The 17927-nt window shown below is 44.8% G+C and carries 16 protein-coding genes; 9 read left to right on the forward strand and 7 right to left on the reverse strand.

Annotated features, from left to right (window positions below; all coding sequences use genetic code 11):
* The 7 genes from RT084_RS10075 to nfsA all read left to right on the forward strand — a co-directional run.
* The coding region (locus RT084_RS10075; protein ID WP_313099761.1) for a hypothetical protein at positions 1-1162 on the forward strand (1162 nt) is incomplete at its 5' end.
* Positions 1163-1236: 74 nt separating this feature from the next.
* Positions 1237-3936, forward strand: coding sequence for an aminopeptidase N (gene pepN, locus RT084_RS10080; RefSeq protein ID WP_409519598.1), 2700 nt, complete (start codon positions 1237-1239; stop codon positions 3934-3936).
* Positions 3937-3991: 55 nt separating this feature from the next.
* Positions 3992-5269 (forward strand): YbfB/YjiJ family MFS transporter, encoded by a 1278-nt coding sequence (locus tag RT084_RS10085; RefSeq protein WP_312384017.1) that lies wholly within the window; start codon positions 3992-3994, stop codon positions 5267-5269.
* A 21-nt stretch (positions 5270-5290) separates the two neighbouring features.
* On the forward strand, positions 5291-6061 hold the full coding sequence (locus RT084_RS10090) for a nitroreductase family protein (protein WP_312384016.1): 771 nt from the start codon (positions 5291-5293) through the stop codon (positions 6059-6061).
* A gap of 39 nt (positions 6062-6100) precedes the next feature.
* Complete coding sequence (locus tag RT084_RS10095; RefSeq protein ID WP_312115044.1) at positions 6101-7456, forward strand: solute carrier family 23 protein; 1356 nt, start codon at positions 6101-6103, stop codon at positions 7454-7456.
* 108 nt (positions 7457-7564) lie between these two features.
* Positions 7565-8428 carry an HpcH/HpaI aldolase/citrate lyase family protein gene (locus RT084_RS10100; RefSeq protein ID WP_312384014.1) on the forward strand — a complete coding sequence of 288 codons (864 nt, stop codon included), beginning with the start codon at positions 7565-7567 and terminating at the stop codon, positions 8426-8428.
* A gap of 70 nt (positions 8429-8498) precedes the next feature.
* Positions 8499-9275 carry an oxygen-insensitive NADPH nitroreductase gene (nfsA, locus tag RT084_RS10105; protein WP_312384012.1) on the forward strand — a complete coding sequence of 259 codons (777 nt, stop codon included), beginning with the start codon at positions 8499-8501 and terminating at the stop codon, positions 9273-9275.
* Between the two features lie 133 nt (positions 9276-9408).
* On the opposite strand, the gene purB is transcribed toward nfsA, so the two are convergent.
* The 7 genes from purB to RT084_RS10140 all read right to left on the reverse strand — a co-directional run bounded on the left by purB (position 9409) and on the right by RT084_RS10140 (position 15447).
* Positions 9409-10791: an adenylosuccinate lyase gene (gene purB, locus RT084_RS10110; protein WP_312384010.1), complete on the reverse strand. Its 1383-nt coding sequence runs from the start codon at positions 10789-10791 to the stop codon at positions 9409-9411.
* An 80-nt stretch (positions 10792-10871) separates the two neighbouring features.
* Positions 10872-11930: a multidrug resistance efflux transporter family protein gene (locus RT084_RS10115; protein ID WP_312384008.1), complete on the reverse strand. Its 1059-nt coding sequence runs from the start codon at positions 11928-11930 to the stop codon at positions 10872-10874.
* Between the two features lie 59 nt (positions 11931-11989).
* Positions 11990-12712: a 7-carboxy-7-deazaguanine synthase QueE gene (gene queE / locus RT084_RS10120; protein WP_313099770.1), complete on the reverse strand. Its 723-nt coding sequence runs from the start codon at positions 12710-12712 to the stop codon at positions 11990-11992.
* A gap of 72 nt (positions 12713-12784) precedes the next feature.
* The gene (locus RT084_RS10125) at positions 12785-13180 is read right to left on the reverse strand and encodes a carboxymuconolactone decarboxylase family protein (protein WP_313099772.1); all 396 of its coding nucleotides are present in this window, start codon (positions 13178-13180) and stop codon (positions 12785-12787) included.
* A 118-nt stretch (positions 13181-13298) separates the two neighbouring features.
* Positions 13299-14120, reverse strand: coding sequence for a 2,3,4,5-tetrahydropyridine-2,6-dicarboxylate N-succinyltransferase (gene dapD / locus RT084_RS10130; protein WP_065252815.1), 822 nt, complete (start codon positions 14118-14120; stop codon positions 13299-13301).
* 147 nt (positions 14121-14267) lie between these two features.
* The gene (locus tag RT084_RS10135; RefSeq protein WP_312384001.1) at positions 14268-14957 is read right to left on the reverse strand and encodes an LrgB family protein; all 690 of its coding nucleotides are present in this window, start codon (positions 14955-14957) and stop codon (positions 14268-14270) included.
* A gap of 28 nt (positions 14958-14985) precedes the next feature.
* On the reverse strand, positions 14986-15447 hold the full coding sequence (locus tag RT084_RS10140) for a CidA/LrgA family protein (protein WP_312383999.1): 462 nt from the start codon (positions 15445-15447) through the stop codon (positions 14986-14988).
* A 174-nt stretch (positions 15448-15621) separates the two neighbouring features.
* Between RT084_RS10140 and RT084_RS10145 the strand changes: the two genes are divergently transcribed.
* Both RT084_RS10145 and cysK read left to right on the forward strand, forming a co-directional pair.
* Positions 15622-16521 carry a LysR family transcriptional regulator gene (locus tag RT084_RS10145; RefSeq protein WP_313078174.1) on the forward strand — a complete coding sequence of 300 codons (900 nt, stop codon included), beginning with the start codon at positions 15622-15624 and terminating at the stop codon, positions 16519-16521.
* 212 nt (positions 16522-16733) lie between these two features.
* Positions 16734-17750, forward strand: coding sequence for a cysteine synthase A (gene cysK / locus RT084_RS10150; RefSeq protein WP_313099776.1), 1017 nt, complete (start codon positions 16734-16736; stop codon positions 17748-17750).
* Positions 17751-17927: the final 177 nt, after the last annotated feature.

A 17927-nucleotide genomic window follows, 5' to 3' on the forward strand; every position in this document is an offset into this window, starting at 1 on the left:
AAGTCGCTCACTGCTCGTCATTGGGCAGTGCTTTAATTATTGGGTTTGGTATAATTATCAAAGTATAGAAGATGAAGATGATTTTAATGACAGGATTATTTCACTATTTGATAACCCCTTCAATATTTGGGAAGAATCATTCAAAAACCATCTTAGTGAGAATGATAGAATAATTCTCACTATAATTTTTTCACTAAATTTTATTAATCCCACACCATTAAGAATAGTAAAAGAGGTTTTTTTTGATGAATTTAAATCAACAAGTATGCTTGATTTTGACAGGTCAATTGAAACTCTAGAGAAGTGCTTTATTACTACAACATTGCTCTATTCAAAAGATAATTTAGAAAATCATATTATTTTGCATAATCCTTCAATTGGGGATTTTCTAATCAATTATTTTATAAAAGACAGTCAGTATTTAATCAATGTATTAGAAAAGGCAAAATATATTGAACAATTTCTTTTTGCCAATAAATACAAGAATACGAGTATAAAAAAATTTTTTGAACCAAAGATTGTTGGCTATATTATTAGAAGTTTAGAAAATGAAGAAATACCATTTTTTCTTTCAAAAGATATTGCCCATGTATGTGAAAGATTAACTTTAATACCAATATCAAATGATGCCTTGAATGAAGTTTTGTTAGCAATTCAACCTAGATTAAATGCTTACATTCAAAAAAAGAATACATTTACGGAAAGCGATATTAATGGAATATTTACCTGTTGGGGGAATCATTCTAAATTTCAAATAGAAGATGAAGACTTTATTGAATTGTTTAAAAAAATTTTAGCTAGTAAGTATGATTTAGGCATATTAGTAGCAATGCACAAGTTGAAATGCTTGAATGGAGAGTTATTTGAAGAAATAACTAATCTCTATAAAGTTTCAGAATTAGTAAGTGATGAGATTAATTGTTTAGTTGAGAATTCGTCAAGAGATAGTATAGAAGACGATATATCCTTTTTGCGTGAAATCAATGAAATTGAGCTTTATGGCTTAAATTTTGATGAAGATATTAAAACCCTTGAAGAACGTTTATCTGATTGGGAATGGGAAAATGAAAGTTTAGAAGATATAGAATACACAAAAGAGGATAATAACCAAAAAGATGAATTTAACATAGATGAATTATTTCAACGAATGATTGAAAAATGATTAAATAACAAACTACTTATAATAAGAATTAAGTTTGAATTTCCTTTTTTTATATTTTTTAATAGAGAGCAAAAATGACCAACGTTACCGAAACCAACCAAACCGAAAACCCCCAGCTATTAAACACCGAAATGCCTGATGTACCCACCAATATACCCACACCAGACCCCAGTTTGAATAGCCACCAATTAAATAGTCACCAACCGCAAAAAATCTACCTAAAAGACTACACGCCGCCTGTCTTTAGCGTCAATCACATTGACTTAAAAATTGAGTTGTTTGATGGCGCTGATAAAAAGCATGCAACCGTGACCGCCAATCTTGACATGACAAGAAACACGGCAGGCGATTTGGTGCTCTTTGGACGAGAATTACAAATTGAATCAATTAGCTTAAACGGCAAAACCTTAAGCAAAAGCGACTACCAACTAGACCAAGAAAGCCTAACGATTGTTAACGCGCCAGACACTTGTCAGATTACCACCGTCGTCACCATCGTGCCGCAAACCAATACCAGTCTTGAAGGTTTATACCAAGCAGGGGAAGGGGCGGACAAAATGTTCTGTACCCAGTGTGAGCCAGAAGGGTTTCGTAAAATTACCTTTTATCCAGACCGTCCCGATGTGCTTGCCACCTTCACCACACGCATTGAAGCCGATAAAGCTTACCCAACGCTGCTTGCCAATGGTAATTTAATCGACCAAGGCGAGCTTGCGGGCGACCGTCATTTTGCGGTGTGGCAAGACCCCACCAAAAAACCGAGTTATCTATTCGCTTGCGTGATTGCAGATTTGGACGTATTGACCGATCAGTATGTCACCAGTGAAGGGCGTGAGGTGCTGCTTGAGTTATACGCCAAGCATGAAAACATCGAGCAGTGCCATGTCGGCATGCAAGCGTTAAAAGACTCAATGAAATGGGATGAAGACAATTACGGACGGGCGTATGATCTTGACCGCTATATGATTGTGGCGGTTAGCCAGTTTAATATGGGCGCGATGGAAAACAAAGGATTAAATATCTTTAACACCGCTTGCGTCCTATCTAGCCCAGAGACCACCACCGATCGCCGCAACTTTAATGTCAAAGCGGTAATTGCCCATGAATACTTCCATAACTGGACGGGCAACCGTATCACCTGCCGTGACTGGTTTCAGCTGTGCCTAAAAGAAGGCTTTACCGTATTTCGTGACCAGTCTTTTTCCGAAAGTCTGCATTCCCCTGCGGTACAGCGGATTGATGATGTGGCAACATTGCGAGCGGCGCAGTTTCCTGAAGATGCCAGCCCATTGGCGCATCCACCACGCCCTGACCATTTTGTCGAGATTAATAATTTCTACACCGCCACAGTGTACGAGAAAGGCGCAGAAATCGTGCGCATGATTGCCAATACGCTTGGCAAAGAAAAATTCCGTCAAGGCACGGATGAATATTTCCGCCGTTACGATGGGCAAGCGGTGACGGTTGAAGACTTGTTATCTGCACTGAGCGTTGCAGATCCAAGTATTGAAAAATTTATTGATTGGTATACCCAGCCAGGTACGCCGACGTTATCAGGGCATTTTGAAAAAACAGCTGACAAGCTTATCTTGACGCTAAGCCAACACACGCGCCCAGTGGCAGGCTATCCTGCACCAAAACCTTTGCCGATTCCTATCAAAATGGCGATTTTTAACCGTGCCACTGGACAACTGGTAAAAGAAGATTTGGTGTTACTGCGCGATGACAGTCAAACGTTTAACTTTGACGGTTTGTTTACCACAGCGGATTTTGACCCTGTGGTGTCATTGCTTCGTGATTTTTCCGCGCCTGTTCAGCTTAATTTTGAGTATAGCAATGATGATTTGGCGTTTTTGATGCAGTATGAGACTAATGGCTTTAACCGTTGGCAAGCGGCACAGTTGTTGGTCAATCGTATTTTATTGCAAAATGCCGATACCGATGCCTATATCACGGCATTAAAAGCAAGTCTGCCAGCGCTATCAGAAACCGATCCCATGCTAGCGGCGCGGTTACTAGATATGCCAAGCGAGCGAGAGCTGGGCAGTGCGATTCAGACCGACTATGACCCTAGCCAAGTTCGTGCCCGTCATCAAGCGGTTAAAAAAGCCGTGGCGGTAGAGCTTAAAGACATTTGGCAAAGTGCGTATGCCAAACTGCCGATTACCACGTATGAAGATACAGCCGAAGCCATGGGCGTGCGGGCGTGGCGAAATGTGGTGCTGGATATGGCGTTATTGGCGGGCGTGAGTGATGCCAAACACTGGGCGATTACCCAATACCAACAAGCGTCTTGTATGACTGAGCGTTTAGGCGCGTTAAATGCGGCGGTGGCGCATGGTTTGCCCCAAAAAGCCGAATGGCTTGCCGATTTTTACCAACGCTTTCACCATGATGCATTGGTGATGGATTTATGGTTTGGTGTCCAAGCCAATGACAGTCAGGCGAGCGTTGCCGATATTTTTGCGTTAACGTCACATCAAGACTTTGATATCAATACCCCAAACCGTGTGCGGGCGGTGCTCGGCGGATTGCTTGCACAGCCTACCAAAATTTGGACACAGCAGGGCGTTGAGCAATATTTGAGCATGATGCAAGATTTGGATAAACGTAACCCACTGTTGGCGTCACGTTTGATTCAAGGTTTATCAAATTGGAATGCCTTGGTAGCAGACAAAAAGTCAATGGTTCACCAGGCTTTGATATTAAGCCAAGCTAATATGTCGTCCAAAAATGTGAAGGAAACTTTGCAAAGTATGCTCAATAATATTTAAAATGCAAGCTTAAACGCTGACAAGCCGTGTCAATAAGATCAAGGGGTAACGCAAAATGTCACAATCTGACCGACAACAGATTATATTTTGCTTTATCCTAGCGAGTACCGCGCTTGCGGTGGCGATGGGAATCGGGCGATTTGCTTTTACACCGATTTTGCCTTTGATGATACAAGAAGGCACGGTGCATCTTGCGCAAACGGCGTGGTTATCAAGTAGCAACTATATTGGCTATTTGGTCGGGGCGCTGTCACTGCTTAAAAGTAAGCGACATCCGCTTTTTGTCATATTAGGTCTCAGCTTGGTGACACTCACCACTTGGCTGGCTTCGCTAAGCAGCTTTGGCTGGTTACTGGTGTTACGTTTTTTGGCGGGTGTGGCAAGCGCTTGGGTGCTGGTATCTATCAGTGCGTTTGCAATCAATTGGTTAAAATCAAGACAGGTAGTCACTAGCGGCTTGATTTATACGGGTGTCGGTATCGGTATCACCCTCACAGGATTGATTTGTAGCTATTTTATTTTTCAATCAGCGACGGCGACTATCGCGGCCCAGTCATCATTCAGTCCATTATCGAGTCGATTATGGCAGTATCTAGGCGTGATTGCGCTGCTCGCCACCTTGGTTGTCACCTTTTTGCTGGCGAAAATCAACTCGCAGTTTGCCTCAACAGCTGCTGCCTCAATAGCCGTTGCCAAAGCCCACACTACCAAAGCCAGCCATACCAAAGCCACAAATACCAATCCTACCGCTAGCATAACACCGGCCAAGCTAAAATTAGCGAATGTATTAACCGCCTACGGTTTGTTTGGGTTTGGCTATATTTTACCTGCGACTTTTTTGCCACAAATCGCCAAGCAATGGTTATCAGGGCAAAGTTATTTGCTGATTTGGCCATTTTTTGGGTTGGCGGCGGCTTTGTCGGTGGTGTTATCGCAGGGGTTACAACGCCGTTATAACAACTTTTCTTTGCTCGGTGTTTGGCGAGTGTCACAAATCATCATGGCGGTTGGTACGTTATTGCCTGCGCTTTGGCAGTCGTTGGCAGGTTTGATGTTGTCAGCGCTGATGGTGGGCGGCACTTTTATGGTGGTGACGATGGCAGGGCTGCAAGTGGCAGCAAGCCAAGTCACGCACTACCCTAAATACAACTTAAGTGCGCTGATGACCGCAAGTTTTGCATTTGGGCAGCTTATCGGACCCTTAACCGCGCTAGTTGCAACAGGCAAAAATATTTGGCTTGCGTTGTTACCCGTCTCAGCTATTGTTTTGCTTATTGGGGTGGCGCTACTTTGGCGACCGTATCAACATCAACAATCATCAAATCATGTTTAAATCACTTCTAACGGGGCAACCATGAATAACCAAGCTACGAGTAATCAAACTGTGAGCAATCAAACCATTGAACTTTTACAAAATCATCGGGTGTATCGAGAATTTGACAGTAGCGCCACTGTGCCAGATTCGCAATTAAATGACATTATCAAATGCGCCCAGCAAGCGCCCAGTTGGCAAAACGGACAGCACTACAGCATTATCAACATCAGTGATAAGGCGTTACGTCAAAAAATCGTCGATTTGCAACCGCGCAACCCACAGATTGCCCAATGTAGCGTGTTTTTGGTATTTGTGATGGATGGTTATCGCTCTTATTTGAGCAGTGAAGCGTATGATGGCAGCTTTGAGGGGTTTAAGGATAGTGATACATTGATTACGCTCGCTACCGATACGGCATTAGCAGCACAAAATGCCACGGTAGCGGCAGAGAGTTTGGGTTATGCCACCTGTCCGATTGGCGGTTTGCGTATGATTGCCAATGACTTAATCGAACTGCTTCAGCTACCAAAATATACCTATCCAATTTTTGGCTTATGTATCGGTAAACCTAGCGTAGAAATGCGCCTAAAACCGCGTTTACCAAAATCTGCAGTGTATTTTGACAATCAGTATCAAGTTGACGCGTTACCACAAACGCTCGCCGATTATGAGCAAACCATTTTGGCGTTTAATGAAGCGCGTGAGCGTAAGCCATACCGTCAAAAATTTGCCGATTACTACAGTCAACCGTATGTCGCTGCTGCAGAAGATTGGCTCAAAGCGCAGGGTTTTTTGACAAAACAAAAATAACGTGTAAAATTCGCGCAGTTGACAGATGAGAGCAAAATTATGGCAAATTCGCAAAGACAACCAACCCATCAAAATACCGGCAATGATAGCGGCTGGTTCCCAAAATGGCAGCCTTACGATGGGCATTTAGATCATCATCCTGTGCGTATCCACGAGTATTTACCTGCTGATAAAAGTCTGTTACTTGGGCTGCAACATGCGTTTGCGATGTTTGGGGCAACTGTGCTTGCGCCGCTATTGATGGGATTTGATGCCAACCTTGCGATTTTGATGGCGGGGCTCAGTACGGTGCTGTTTTTCTTTTTGACGGGTGGGCGAGTACCCAGTTATTTAGGGTCAAGTTTTGCGTTTATCGCGCCCGTGATTACCGCGACGGCTTATACAGGTTCAGGCTTTAACGGTAATTTATCCGTGGCGCTTGGTGGTATTTTTGTCTGTGGTATTTTTTATGGCATGGTCGGATTACTGGTGATGAAAACAGGGGTTGGCTGGATTGAGAAACTCATGCCGCCTGTGGTAACCGGTGCGATTGTGATGATTATCGGGCTAAATTTGGCGCCAGTGACTATCAAAGGCGTGTCGGGGAACCAGTTTGATAGTTGGGTTGCGTTGATGACGGTGCTGTGTATCAGTGCGGTCGCTGTGTTTAGCCGCGGTATGCTACGTCGTTTGTTGCTACTGATTGGTTTGGTATTGGCATATATGGCATATTTTGTGCTCACCAATGTGCTTGGGTATGGCAAGCCGATTGATTTTACCCCAGTTGCCCAAGCAGCTTGGGTGGGATTACCCAATTTTTATCATCCGACGTTTGATATCAACGCAATAATTTTGATTGCCCCGGTTGCCTTTATTTTAATCGCCGAAAATTTAGGCCATATCAAAGCGGTAGAAGCCATGACAGGACAAGCGGTATCGCCCTATATGGGACGGGCTTTTTTCGCCGATGGTCTATGTACGGCGATGTCATCGAGCATGGGCGGTACAGGCGTGACAACCTATGCGGAAAATATCGGCGTGATGGCAGTGACCAAAGTATATTCGACCACGGTTTTTGTGGTGGCAGGCTTGATTGCTGTGCTACTGGGGCTATCACCAAAATTTGGCGCGCTTATCCATACTATCCCAGCGCCGTTATTGGGCGGTGCCTCCATCGTGGTTTTTGGGCTTATCACGGTAGCAGGGGTCAAAATTTGGCTGGATAATCACATCGATTTTAGCAAAAATGCTAATTTAATCATTGCTGCGGTGACCGTCATTATGGGTGCTGGGGATTTTAGCTTACATATTGGACAATTTAATTTGGGTGGTATCGGTACTGCGACAGTGGTCGCCATCGTGTTAAATTTACTGTTTAGCCGCAGTGAAAAAGCCAAATTGACGGTTTTAAAATAACTTAAAAAACGCGCTACTTTGGGTAGGGCGTTGTTGCTGGATAAGCTGTTTGATAAGTTGTTTGCCAAAAAGAATATGTCACCAAAAATGGACGAAAAAGGATGTCGCATGAGCGAAAACAATGTAGCAAAACCCAAGGGATTGAGCGCAACCAGTTATTTGTTTGTACCCGCCATCAATATTGAGCGGGTGGAAAAAGCCTTTGCCCGTGGCGCAGATACGGTGATAATTGACTTGGAAGATGCGGTCAGTGATAGTGTCAAAATGGAGTCGCGTGACAATGTGGTCAATTATCTAAGCGGCGCTGATGCCCAGCCTGTTTGGGTGCGTATCAATGCCGCAAGTAGCAACCACCAAGCAGGCGATATTGATTTGCTCAAATCTTTGCCAGCATCTGCAATGAACAACGTGATTGGGGTAGTGCTACCCAAAGTCGAGCACGCCATAGAGATTGACCGTGTCCGTCATGCGCTCGCCAAACCCATGATTGCCTTGATTGAGACACCCAAAGGCATGGCAAATATACCCGACATCGCCGCTGCGGCAGGATTGACTGCGCTCAGTTTTGGCTTTTTGGATATCTGTGAAAAATTGGGCGTGCGCGCAGACAGCGAGGCAGGGCAGATGGTTGCCAACCAAATCCGTTATCAGCTAAGCTTGCATAGTGCCATCAATGCGCTCACCCCACCGATTGAATGCGTATACCCGCCTTTTAATGACGATGACGGTTTAACCCAGCGGGTAAATGGGTGGCGCGATTTGGGTTTTTCAGGGATGCTGTGTATTCATCCAAACCAAGTCGCCATTGTCAATGCACTGGCTAGACCCAGCCAAGCACAGCTTGCCTTTGCCAAAAAAGTGGCTGACCATTATGCACAGACAGGGCTTGCGGCATTTGCCATGGATGGACAAATGGTCGATACTCCGGTGATTGTGCAAGCCCAAAAGCTGATTGAAAAATACCAACCCTAAGGCTAATCAAACCCTAACCCAACTTATAACAACACAAACCATAACAAGGCAAATCATAACAAGGTAAATTATGACAACACATAGTGAGCATAGCGACAGTAAACCCACCCTAGAGACGATACTCAATCATCGTTCAATTCGCAAATTCACCAATCAGCCAATAGATGCAGCGACGTTTGAGCAGCTTATCGAAGCGGGGATGGCAGGCTCATCATCGGGATTTTTGCAGTCAGCAAGCATCATTCGGGTGACAGATGCAACGCAGCGCTATGACATACGCCGTATTTGCGCCGATGCCCAGCAAGCCAAAGACGGAGAAAAATACGGTCATCCCTATGTGGAGCAGTGTGCCGAGCTGCTAATTTTTTGTATGGACAACCACCGCCACCAAACCCTTGTACCCAATGCGCAAATTGATTGGACTGAAGTCACCATTGTTGGGGCGGTTGATGCAGCCATTATGGCGCAAAATCTGCTACTAGCGGCTGAGAGCATGGGATTGGGTGGTGTGTATTTGGGCAGTATCCGCAATGATATCAGACGGATGGGCGACATACTCAAACTGCCACAAGGCGTGGTGCCGCTATTTGGCATGGCATTGGGTTATCCTGACCAAAATCCTGCCATGCGTCCACGTTTGCCAAAGGCATTGGTGGTTTCCACCAACCAATATCAACCCGCTGACAAATCCGCATTAGACCAGTATAACCAAACCGTTGCCGATTATTATACGACGCGTGGTCAAGCAGGGTCAGATTGGGTGCACACCATTGAAAGTTATTTGGATAAACCCGTCCGTCCCGAGGTGCTGCCTTATCTGAATCAACAAGGCTATGCCAAAAAATAACCCAAAGCTCAATCAACAAATTTATCTAAAAAAATTTATGTAAAAAAAATTCTGTAAAAAAAATTCTGTAAAAAAATTCTGATAAAAAAGGACGCCTAAGCGTCCTTTTTGATTTTTGATGAGCGAAAAAGTCTTATTTTAATAAATTTTTCAAGTTTTTGGCTTGCTCAGCTGCATTACCTGTATAAGTGGCAGGGGTCAAATCAGCCAAGCGTTGACGCTCATCTTCTGGCACCGCTGTCAGTTCATCGCCATTGACAAAGTTGACCATCATCTCACGTGTCATGGCTTGACCGCGGGTCAAGGCTTTTAGTTTCTCATAGGGTTTTTCAACATTGTAGCGACGCATCACGGTTTGGATTGGCTCCGCCAACACTTCTTGTGCAAGTTCTAGGTCTTCATTGAGACGATTGGCGTTAAGCTCTAATTTGCCAATACCTTTTAAGCAGGCGTCAAAGGCAATCAGACTTTGAGCAAAACCCACCCCCATATTGCGAAGGACTGTCGAGTCGGTCAAGTCGCGCTGCATACGAGAAATCGGCAATTTTTCACCCAAATGCGCGAGCATGGCATTGGCAATACCTAGATTACCTTCTGAGTTTTCAAAGTCAATTGGGTTGACTTTGTGTGGCATGGTGGATGAGCCCACTTCGCCATCTTTGAGCTTTTGTTTGAAATAACCCAAGGAGATATACGTCCATACATCGCGGTTAAAATCAATCAAAATGGTATTGTAACGGCGCAGCGCGTCAAACAATTCGGCGATATAGTCATGTGGCTCAATTTGGGTGGTATAGGGATTAAAGGTCAACCCAAGACTGGTAACAAAGTGTTCGGCATTTTTTGCCCAGTCAATTTGTGGATAAGCTGACAGGTGCGCGTTGTAGTTGCCCACTGCACCATTGATTTTACCTAGCAATTCTACGTTATTAAATTGCTTGAGTTGGCGATGCAGACGGTATGCCACATTTGCCATTTCTTTACCCAAAGTCGTTGGGCTTGCGGTTTGCCCATGCGTGCGTGACAGCATGGGTTGGTCGGCATGGATTTCTGCGAGCGCTGCAATCTCATCAATGATTTTTTGCATCGATTGCGCCAGTACGTCGCGACCCGATTTTAACATCAACGCGTGTGATAAGTTATTGATGTCTTCAGAGGTACAGGCAAAATGGATAAATTCACCCGCGTCTTTTAGCGCATCGATGTCGGCAATTTTTTCTTTTAAAAAGTATTCAACGGCTTTGACATCATGGTTGGTGGTGCGTTCGATGTCTTTGATACGCATCGCGTCTGCTTCGCTAAAATTGGCTACAATCGCGTCCAAGCGCTCATTGGTCGCTGCCGAAAAAGGCTGAATTTCATGAATATCTGCATGATTGGCAAGGGTCTGCAACCAGCGCACTTCCACCGTCACACGGGCATGAATCAAGCCAAATTCTGACAGGTAAGGACGTAAACTATCCACTTTACTGGCATAGCGACCATCAATAGGTGAAAGAGCGGTCAAAGTATTCATCAAATAATCCTAATCGGTTAAATAAAGGGTTAAAATAAAAGTGCCTGCATTATAGCAAACTATCACAACGTGGACTACCGCTAGCGTTGCTTGGCAAACAGCACAAGCCCAATAATCACCAACGCAATCCCCACAAAACTTAAGCCTGACGGCATCGGCGTGTGCAGCAGCAACATGCCGCCTAACAACGCAAAAATAATTTCACTGCCTTGTGTGGCATCGACGGCGGCCAGTTGTTGTGGCTGTTTGGCAAGACTACGGGCATGTAAAAAAGTGGTCGTACCGAGCACACCTGCCATCAAGGCAACCAAAAAACTAATGGTCATTTGTGAGACACTGGGCGCGGGCGGTTGTACCATGATGCCTAATACCAACCACATTGGCAATGACCCTAGCGACATCAGCCAGACTTTATGCAGGGGATTTGATAGCAGCGGGGAAGTCACTTGCGGCACTTTTTGTAGCAATTTGCTCTTTGCCAATTCGCTCGTTAGCTTGCTCGTTGCCAATTTGCGCGTTTCATTGCTCGTTGCCTTGCTCATTTCATGAGTATGATGGGTAGAATCCCTTTTGGGTTGTCCTGCTTGCCAAATTAATTGATTACCTAACGGAAAACAAAAACTGGCAATAAAGGCAGGTAGCGCACCAAATAGCAACAAAGCATGCCAATCAGTGCCTTGGCTCGTGCTATGCCTTAACCCTTCACCGACATTGGCAAGTACCACACCGATAAATACAATCACCGAATAGACAATGACTTTTTTTTGAAATGATTGCCCAAAAAAACTCAGCACCACCAAGCTTGCTACGACAGTGAATAAATAGGTTGCGGCTATCACCCATCCTTCCGCATAATCTGCCGCAAATGCCAACAGTCCATACGTGCCAAGTCCAATCCCGCCCGTCACACACCAAAACTGCCAATGACTGGCAAATAGTTTACATAGTTCTAGTAGCTTGGACGGATTGAGTTTGTTTTGCAGCAAAATAAAAACCGATAACAACAGCCACATAAAAAAACAGCGAAAACTTGCTGACCAAAACCAATGTCCGCCTTGTACACTCATCAATTGATACAGTACAAACGACGTGCTAAAAAAAGCCGACGCAATCAGCCCCCAAACAATCATTTTTCCCATTGGCTTGATATTTCCCTAAGTTGTGTTCTAACGATTTGGCAGTGGCTAGTTGACAGCGGCTATTTGCCTTTGGCATCTGCCCAAATGATTTTATGCAGTTGCAGTTGAAAACGCACCGGCAGCGCGTCGGCAAGTATCCATTCTGCCAATTCAGCGGCAAGGGTAGGTACATTGGCTTGACGTTCTTCCACATTAAACATCGGAGAAAACCATACCGTTGCGACTTTTTTATCCAGTTGGTAGTCTGCGAGGATTTGTTTTGACCAGTCATAATCGTCGCGATTCATAATGACAAATTTGATTTGGTCATGGGCAGTTAAGTAGGGAAGGTTTTGCCACAGATTTTTATCGGCTTCTTGAGAGCTTGGGGTTTTGATATCCATGACTTTAGATACCGCCGTTGGCACCTCTGCCACGGACAGCGCGCCCGACGTTTCAAGCGAAATCTCGTAGCCATGCGCCAATAGCAAGTTCATCAACGCGATTGCATTGGGCTGGGCTAAAGGTTCGCCACCTGTCAAACAAATACGCTGGCACGGAAAACTCTGACACACTGCCAAAATCCCTGCCAAACTCATGCGCTCGCCGCCGACAAAGGCATATTCGGTATCACAATACACGCAGCGCAGCGGGCAGCCCGTCAAGCGAATAAAAATCGTCGGTAATCCTGCAGTCAAGGCTTCACCTTGCAGCGAGTAAAAAATTTCAGTGATTTTAAGTCCTGCTTCGGGGTCAGTGGTGGGAATGGCGGTATTGCGGATGGGTAGCGTTGAATTTGGCATAAATGTGATTAACTAATAAAAATTAGTGTTTATTTTATCAAATTTATGCCAATAAATCTTTGTGTTCAGCGGTTAAAGCAATTTCATTTCGGTTAACACGTCCACCGCAGCACGATAGGCTTCTTGTGCCGCTGGTGCACCGCAGTAAGGTAGACTATGCAGTAGCACTTCTTGAATTTCTGCTACGCTTGCGCCGTTATTAATCGCTCCACGAATATGCCCTTTTAGTTCTGTTGGGGATTTTTGCGCGATTAAAAAGGCAATGGTCACCAGTGAGCGGGTTTTGCGGTCTATTCCTTTGCCGTCACGTTGCCACGTCGAGCCCCACGCGTGTTCATTAATCCAGTCTTGCAGTGGGGCAGTAAATTCGGTGACTTGTGACATGGCACGTTCCACATGCGCTTCGCCCATGACTTGTTTGCGTACTGCAATGCCGTTGTCATACAGGGTGTTTTGTTGTGATGACATACTGTTTCCTTTAATAAAGGCTATAAAGATGAGCGCTATAAAATTTGATGAAGGCTATAAAAAAAGCAAACCATGGCTGATTTGCTTTAAATAATTTACTGTTATCTTGACTAAAAATCTAGTCCATTCTGAGCAAATCATTAATAGATGTTTTGCTACGCGTTTGTGCGTCTACTTTTTTCACGATTACCGCACAGTACAAGCTATGCGAGCCGTCTTTGCTTGGTAGGCTACCTGATACCACAACTGACCCTGCAGGAATACGGCCGTAACTGATTTCGCCTGTTTCCCGGTCTAGGATTTTGGTTGATTGACCGATATACACGCCCATCGAAATCACCGAGCCTTCCTCAACAATCACACCTTCAACGATTTCTGAGCGCGCACCGATAAAGCAGTTGTCTTCAATGATGGTTGGGTTGGCTTGTAGCGGCTCAAGGACGCCGCCAATGCCGACACCGCCTGATAGATGCACGTTTTTACCGATTTGGGCGCATGACCCCACCGTCGCCCACGTATCGACCATCGTGCCTTCATCGACATAGGCGCCGATATTGACGTAGGATGGCATCAAGATAGCGCCTTTGGCAATGTATGAGCCTTTACGCGCGACGGCAGGCGGCACCACGCGCACGCCTGCTTTGGCAAATTGTTCATCGCCCCAATCTGAAAATTTGGTTTCGACTTTATCAAAGAACTGCAGGTCACGACCGCCATTCATGATGCGGTTGTCGTTCAGACGAAAGGATAATAATACTGCTTTTTTGACCCATTGGTTGACGATCCATTCACCGTCTTTTTTTTCTGCCACACGCAAGGTACCCGCATCGAGCTGGGCGAGCACATCATTGACGGCGGCACGCACATCGTCGGTGGCGTCATTGGGGTTGAAGTTGGCACGGTTTTCAAACGCATCTTCAATAATCTGTTGTAATGACATAATTTTTTCCTACAATCCAAAAAAAGGTAGGTCATTGTCGCTAATTTTATTTTGTTTGGCAAATATTAATACGTCATTTTGGCAAGTTTTCATGACTAGACAGCTTTGAGGTGTTGTAAAATCAAGGTGCGTATTGAAAGGCATGTGTTAAATAGCCGTCATTAAATGAATCAGCGCAGGACCAAAAAATACCATAAATAACCCTGCCAATACCATCGTCAGACTGGCAATCACGCCTTCGCTTTCGTGGCGCTGACTGGCTCTTGCAGTACCAAAACCATGTGACGCATTACCCAATGCCACGCCGTGGGCAAGATGGAAACGGATTTTTGACCATGCCAGTACCATATCGCCAATCACCATGCCGACCACCCCAGTAATTAAAGTAAATAGCGACACGAGCGCCGCTGAACCATGAATCTGCTGCGCCAAATCAATCGCAAATGGGGTAGAAATTGACCGTGCCATCAAACTGTAGGTGAGTGTGGCATCAAATTTAAACACGCGAGCAAACACCATGATGCTAGCAATACCCACCAACATGCCCACCACAATCGACACCGCAAGCACGGCAGCATAGCGGTAAATCAATTGACGATACTGATAAATCGGTATGGCAAATGCCACGGTGGCAGGGCCTAACAACTCAACAATCCAAGCGGTATCGGCAAAATAGGTTTGGTAAGAAATCCCAAGCACAATCATCAAAATAATCGTTACCGTCGCCACTGTGATGGCAGGATTGAGCCAAAATTTTGGGAAACGGGCATAGACCCGCTTTGCTAAAACATACGCCAAGATAGTCCAGATTAAACAGCCGATAGAGATAATATTCATAGTAAATTACGATTGGTATGATTAATGATTAATGATGGGCATGGTGCGTGCGGCGATACAACGCGCGCTTAACACGATTGCCTAGCATAAAAGTGATGGCAGAGCTCAGCATCACCAGTGCCGTACTCACGACAATGGTAATCATCAGCTGCCAACCTTTAGCAAAAAATAACTGCTGATATTGGGTAATCGACATCATCAGCGGAATAAATAACAGCACCAACTCACCCAAGATAAACTTCGCGCCGATATTGACCCAGTTGGGTTTAATTACCCCAGTTAATAGCAATCCCAGCATCAAAAACAGCCCCACAATGCCAGATGACATAGGGAGGCTGAATAATTTTTTTAGGATGTCAGCTGAGCCCCATACCACACCAATGAAGGTGATTTGCAGTAAAATTTTGACCAGTGGCTTTTGTAACATAGGGTCTATTTTTTGGGGTAACAGTTTATGACGTAATAGCTGCTGAAAAGTCGAAAGATTCATAGCGCGTTTCATGGTAAACAAGTCATCAACAATTGAGATATCTAGTATAAAAAAACCATTAACAAAAAATATGAATAATATTTTTAAAATTATGCGTAAAATCTATAGAGCTACAAAACGAAGCTATAACAATATAAAGCTATTTTATAAAGCTATTTTGGGCAGTGCACAAATATGATGACCTTAAAACAACTTCAATGCTTTATCACTGTGGTGAAGACCGGCGGATTTTCTCATGCTGCCGATACCTTGAGTTTGACGCAGCCCACAGTGACCAAAGCCATTTCCAATTTGGAAGATACGCTAGGCGTGGCGCTCTTTGATAAGCAACTGATGAGCCGCAAGCGGGATATTGCGCTCACCGAAATTGGTGCATTGGTATATGAGCAGGCGCAGACGGTGTTACAACAAGTCGGCTACCTCGAGCAGACGGTGACACAATATCAGCACATGGATCGCGGGCAGCTGCGGCTAGGGTTGTCACCACTCGGGGGTGAGTTGTTGAGCGATGCGATTTTTGAGTTTTATCAAACCCATCGCCATATTGAGCTGTCGTTGCTAGAAGATGGCGCAGAGTCGTTAAAACAAGCCTTGCTCGATGATACGCTTGATGTGTGTACCTTGATGCAACCGATTGAAGATAGCTTTGATTGTATCCCAGTGTGCGATTATCCCATTATGATGGTGGCACACCGGCAGCATATGGGCAATACCATCAAACAAGTGACTTTAAAATCTTTAAAAAATGCGTCGTTGATGTTGTTTGCGTCTCATTCGTCATTCACCTCAATGATTGTCGAAGAGTGCCAAAAACTCGGCTTTGAGCCCAATATTATTTGCCACACCAACCAATGGCAACTATTGACGACATTGTTGAAAAAAAACATGGGGGTGACGCTACTGCCCAAATATTATACCGATAAACTCGATGACAAACAGCTGGTTTGCCTGCCGCTTGTCCAGCCTAATTTGACTTGGCAAATGGTGATGGCATGGCGAAAACACCGACCACTGACCCCAGCCATGCAAGCTTGGCTAAACATAGTACAGCGCCAAGCTAATAATAAAGTTTAATGGGAAAGTTTAATAGGAGAGTTTAATCGACAGGCTATCAACATTTGATAAACCTTTTGATAGCACTGTGTTACAGCTTTGTGTTACAGCCTTGTATTATAGACCCGGGTGTTAACGCTTTTTGATATATAGAATTTACCAAATGATGTTAGACACCGCAAAATCACTGCCGTAAAATCATTCAACAATACCTCAAAAAAAAGGGAATACCTATGCTACAACAACCTGATGATCACTACTCCGCACCCGCCAACCTTGGCACAGCGGTATATGCCAACAATGCTGATGCGATTGGTAACACGCCGCTGGTACGTCTTAATCATATCATGCCACAGGGGGTGACCGTGCTTGCCAAAATCGAAAGCCGTAACCCCGCGTTTTCAGTCAAATGCCGAATCGGTGCGGGCATGGTGCAAGCCGCTGAGCAAGCAGGGTTATTAAAGCCAGGTATGCAAATCATCGAGCCGACGAGCGGTAACACGGGGATTGCGCTGGCGTTTGTGGCAGCAGCCAAAGGGTATAAAATCACGCTGACCATGCCAGCTTCGATGAGTATGGAGCGCCGTAAAGTGCTGGCTGCGTTGGGCGCACACTTGGTGCTTACTGAGCCTTCGCTAGGTATGAAAGGCGCGGTGGAAGCTGCGCAAGAAATCCATGACAACCATCCTGGCGAATACTTTTTGCCCCAACAGTTTGATAACCCTGCCAACCCAGACACCCATGTCAAAACCACCGCACCTGAGATTTTTAATGCCACAGGGGGTAAGGTCGATGCGCTAGTGGCAGGCGTGGGTACAGGCGGGACGATTTCGGGTATCGCGCGTTATTTTAAACAAATCAAACATCAGCCGCTTTATACCGTCGCGGTTGAGCCTGCAGAATCACCGATTATTACCCAGACGCGTGAAGGTAAACCCATTACCCCAGGTCCGCATAAAATCCAAGGGATTGGCGCCAACTTTATCCCAAAAAATCTTGCGCTTGATTTGCTTGATGAAGTCATCACGGTAACTGGCGATGATGCGATTGCATGGGCAAGACGGGCAATGACCCAAGAAGGTATTTTATGTGGTATCTCTTGCGGTGCAGCGCTGCAGGCGACGTATCAACTAGCAAACCGCCCTGAGATGCAAGGCAAAACCATTGTGGTTATTCTGCCAGACAGTGGTGAGCGTTATTTAACCAGTGTGCTATTTGATGGCATCTTCACTGGCGAAAACTTTAATTAACAAACTTTCATGAACGATAAAAAAGGGCGTTAGTTCGCCCTTTTTTAATTTATTTTTACTTTATTTTTTAATTTAAAATATCTATAAAATCATCGGTTGAATAACCCAAATATTGTCATCAACCCATGACCCATAACGAATAACTCACAATAAATAGCCTAAGCAAATTTTATAGTC

It is taken from the genome of Moraxella sp. CTOTU48717, from assembly GCF_032057165.1.
In the GTDB taxonomy this organism is placed as follows: Bacteria; Pseudomonadota; Gammaproteobacteria; order Pseudomonadales; family Moraxellaceae; genus Faucicola; species Faucicola tetraodonis.

What these genes read in the sequence shown, in the direction of transcription:
- RT084_RS10145 (WP_313078174.1), top strand. Translation starts at nt 15,622, where the DNA reads ATGATGACCTTAAAACAACTTCAATGCTTTATCACTGTGGTGAAGACC.
- RT084_RS10085 (WP_312384017.1), top strand. Translation starts at nt 3,992, where the DNA reads ATGTCACAATCTGACCGACAACAGATTATATTTTGCTTTATCCTAGCG.
- queE (WP_313099770.1), bottom strand. Translation starts at nt 12,712, where the DNA reads ATGCCAAATTCAACGCTACCCATCCGCAATACCGCCATTCCCACCACT.
- RT084_RS10095 (WP_312115044.1), top strand. Translation starts at nt 6,101, where the DNA reads ATGGCAAATTCGCAAAGACAACCAACCCATCAAAATACCGGCAATGAT.
- RT084_RS10140 (WP_312383999.1), bottom strand. Translation starts at nt 15,447, where the DNA reads ATGAATCTTTCGACTTTTCAGCAGCTATTACGTCATAAACTGTTACCC.
- RT084_RS10090 (WP_312384016.1), top strand. Translation starts at nt 5,291, where the DNA reads ATGAATAACCAAGCTACGAGTAATCAAACTGTGAGCAATCAAACCATT.
- dapD (WP_065252815.1), bottom strand. Translation starts at nt 14,120, where the DNA reads ATGTCATTACAACAGATTATTGAAGATGCGTTTGAAAACCGTGCCAAC.
- RT084_RS10100 (WP_312384014.1), top strand. Translation starts at nt 7,565, where the DNA reads ATGAGCGAAAACAATGTAGCAAAACCCAAGGGATTGAGCGCAACCAGT.
- nfsA (WP_312384012.1), top strand. Translation starts at nt 8,499, where the DNA reads ATGACAACACATAGTGAGCATAGCGACAGTAAACCCACCCTAGAGACG.
- cysK (WP_313099776.1), top strand. Translation starts at nt 16,734, where the DNA reads ATGCTACAACAACCTGATGATCACTACTCCGCACCCGCCAACCTTGGC.
- RT084_RS10135 (WP_312384001.1), bottom strand. Translation starts at nt 14,957, where the DNA reads ATGAATATTATCTCTATCGGCTGTTTAATCTGGACTATCTTGGCGTAT.
- purB (WP_312384010.1), bottom strand. Translation starts at nt 10,791, where the DNA reads ATGAATACTTTGACCGCTCTTTCACCTATTGATGGTCGCTATGCCAGT.
- RT084_RS10125 (WP_313099772.1), bottom strand. Translation starts at nt 13,180, where the DNA reads ATGTCATCACAACAAAACACCCTGTATGACAACGGCATTGCAGTACGC.
- pepN (WP_409519598.1), top strand. Translation starts at nt 1,237, where the DNA reads ATGACCAACGTTACCGAAACCAACCAAACCGAAAACCCCCAGCTATTA.
- RT084_RS10115 (WP_312384008.1), bottom strand. Translation starts at nt 11,930, where the DNA reads ATGGGAAAAATGATTGTTTGGGGGCTGATTGCGTCGGCTTTTTTTAGC.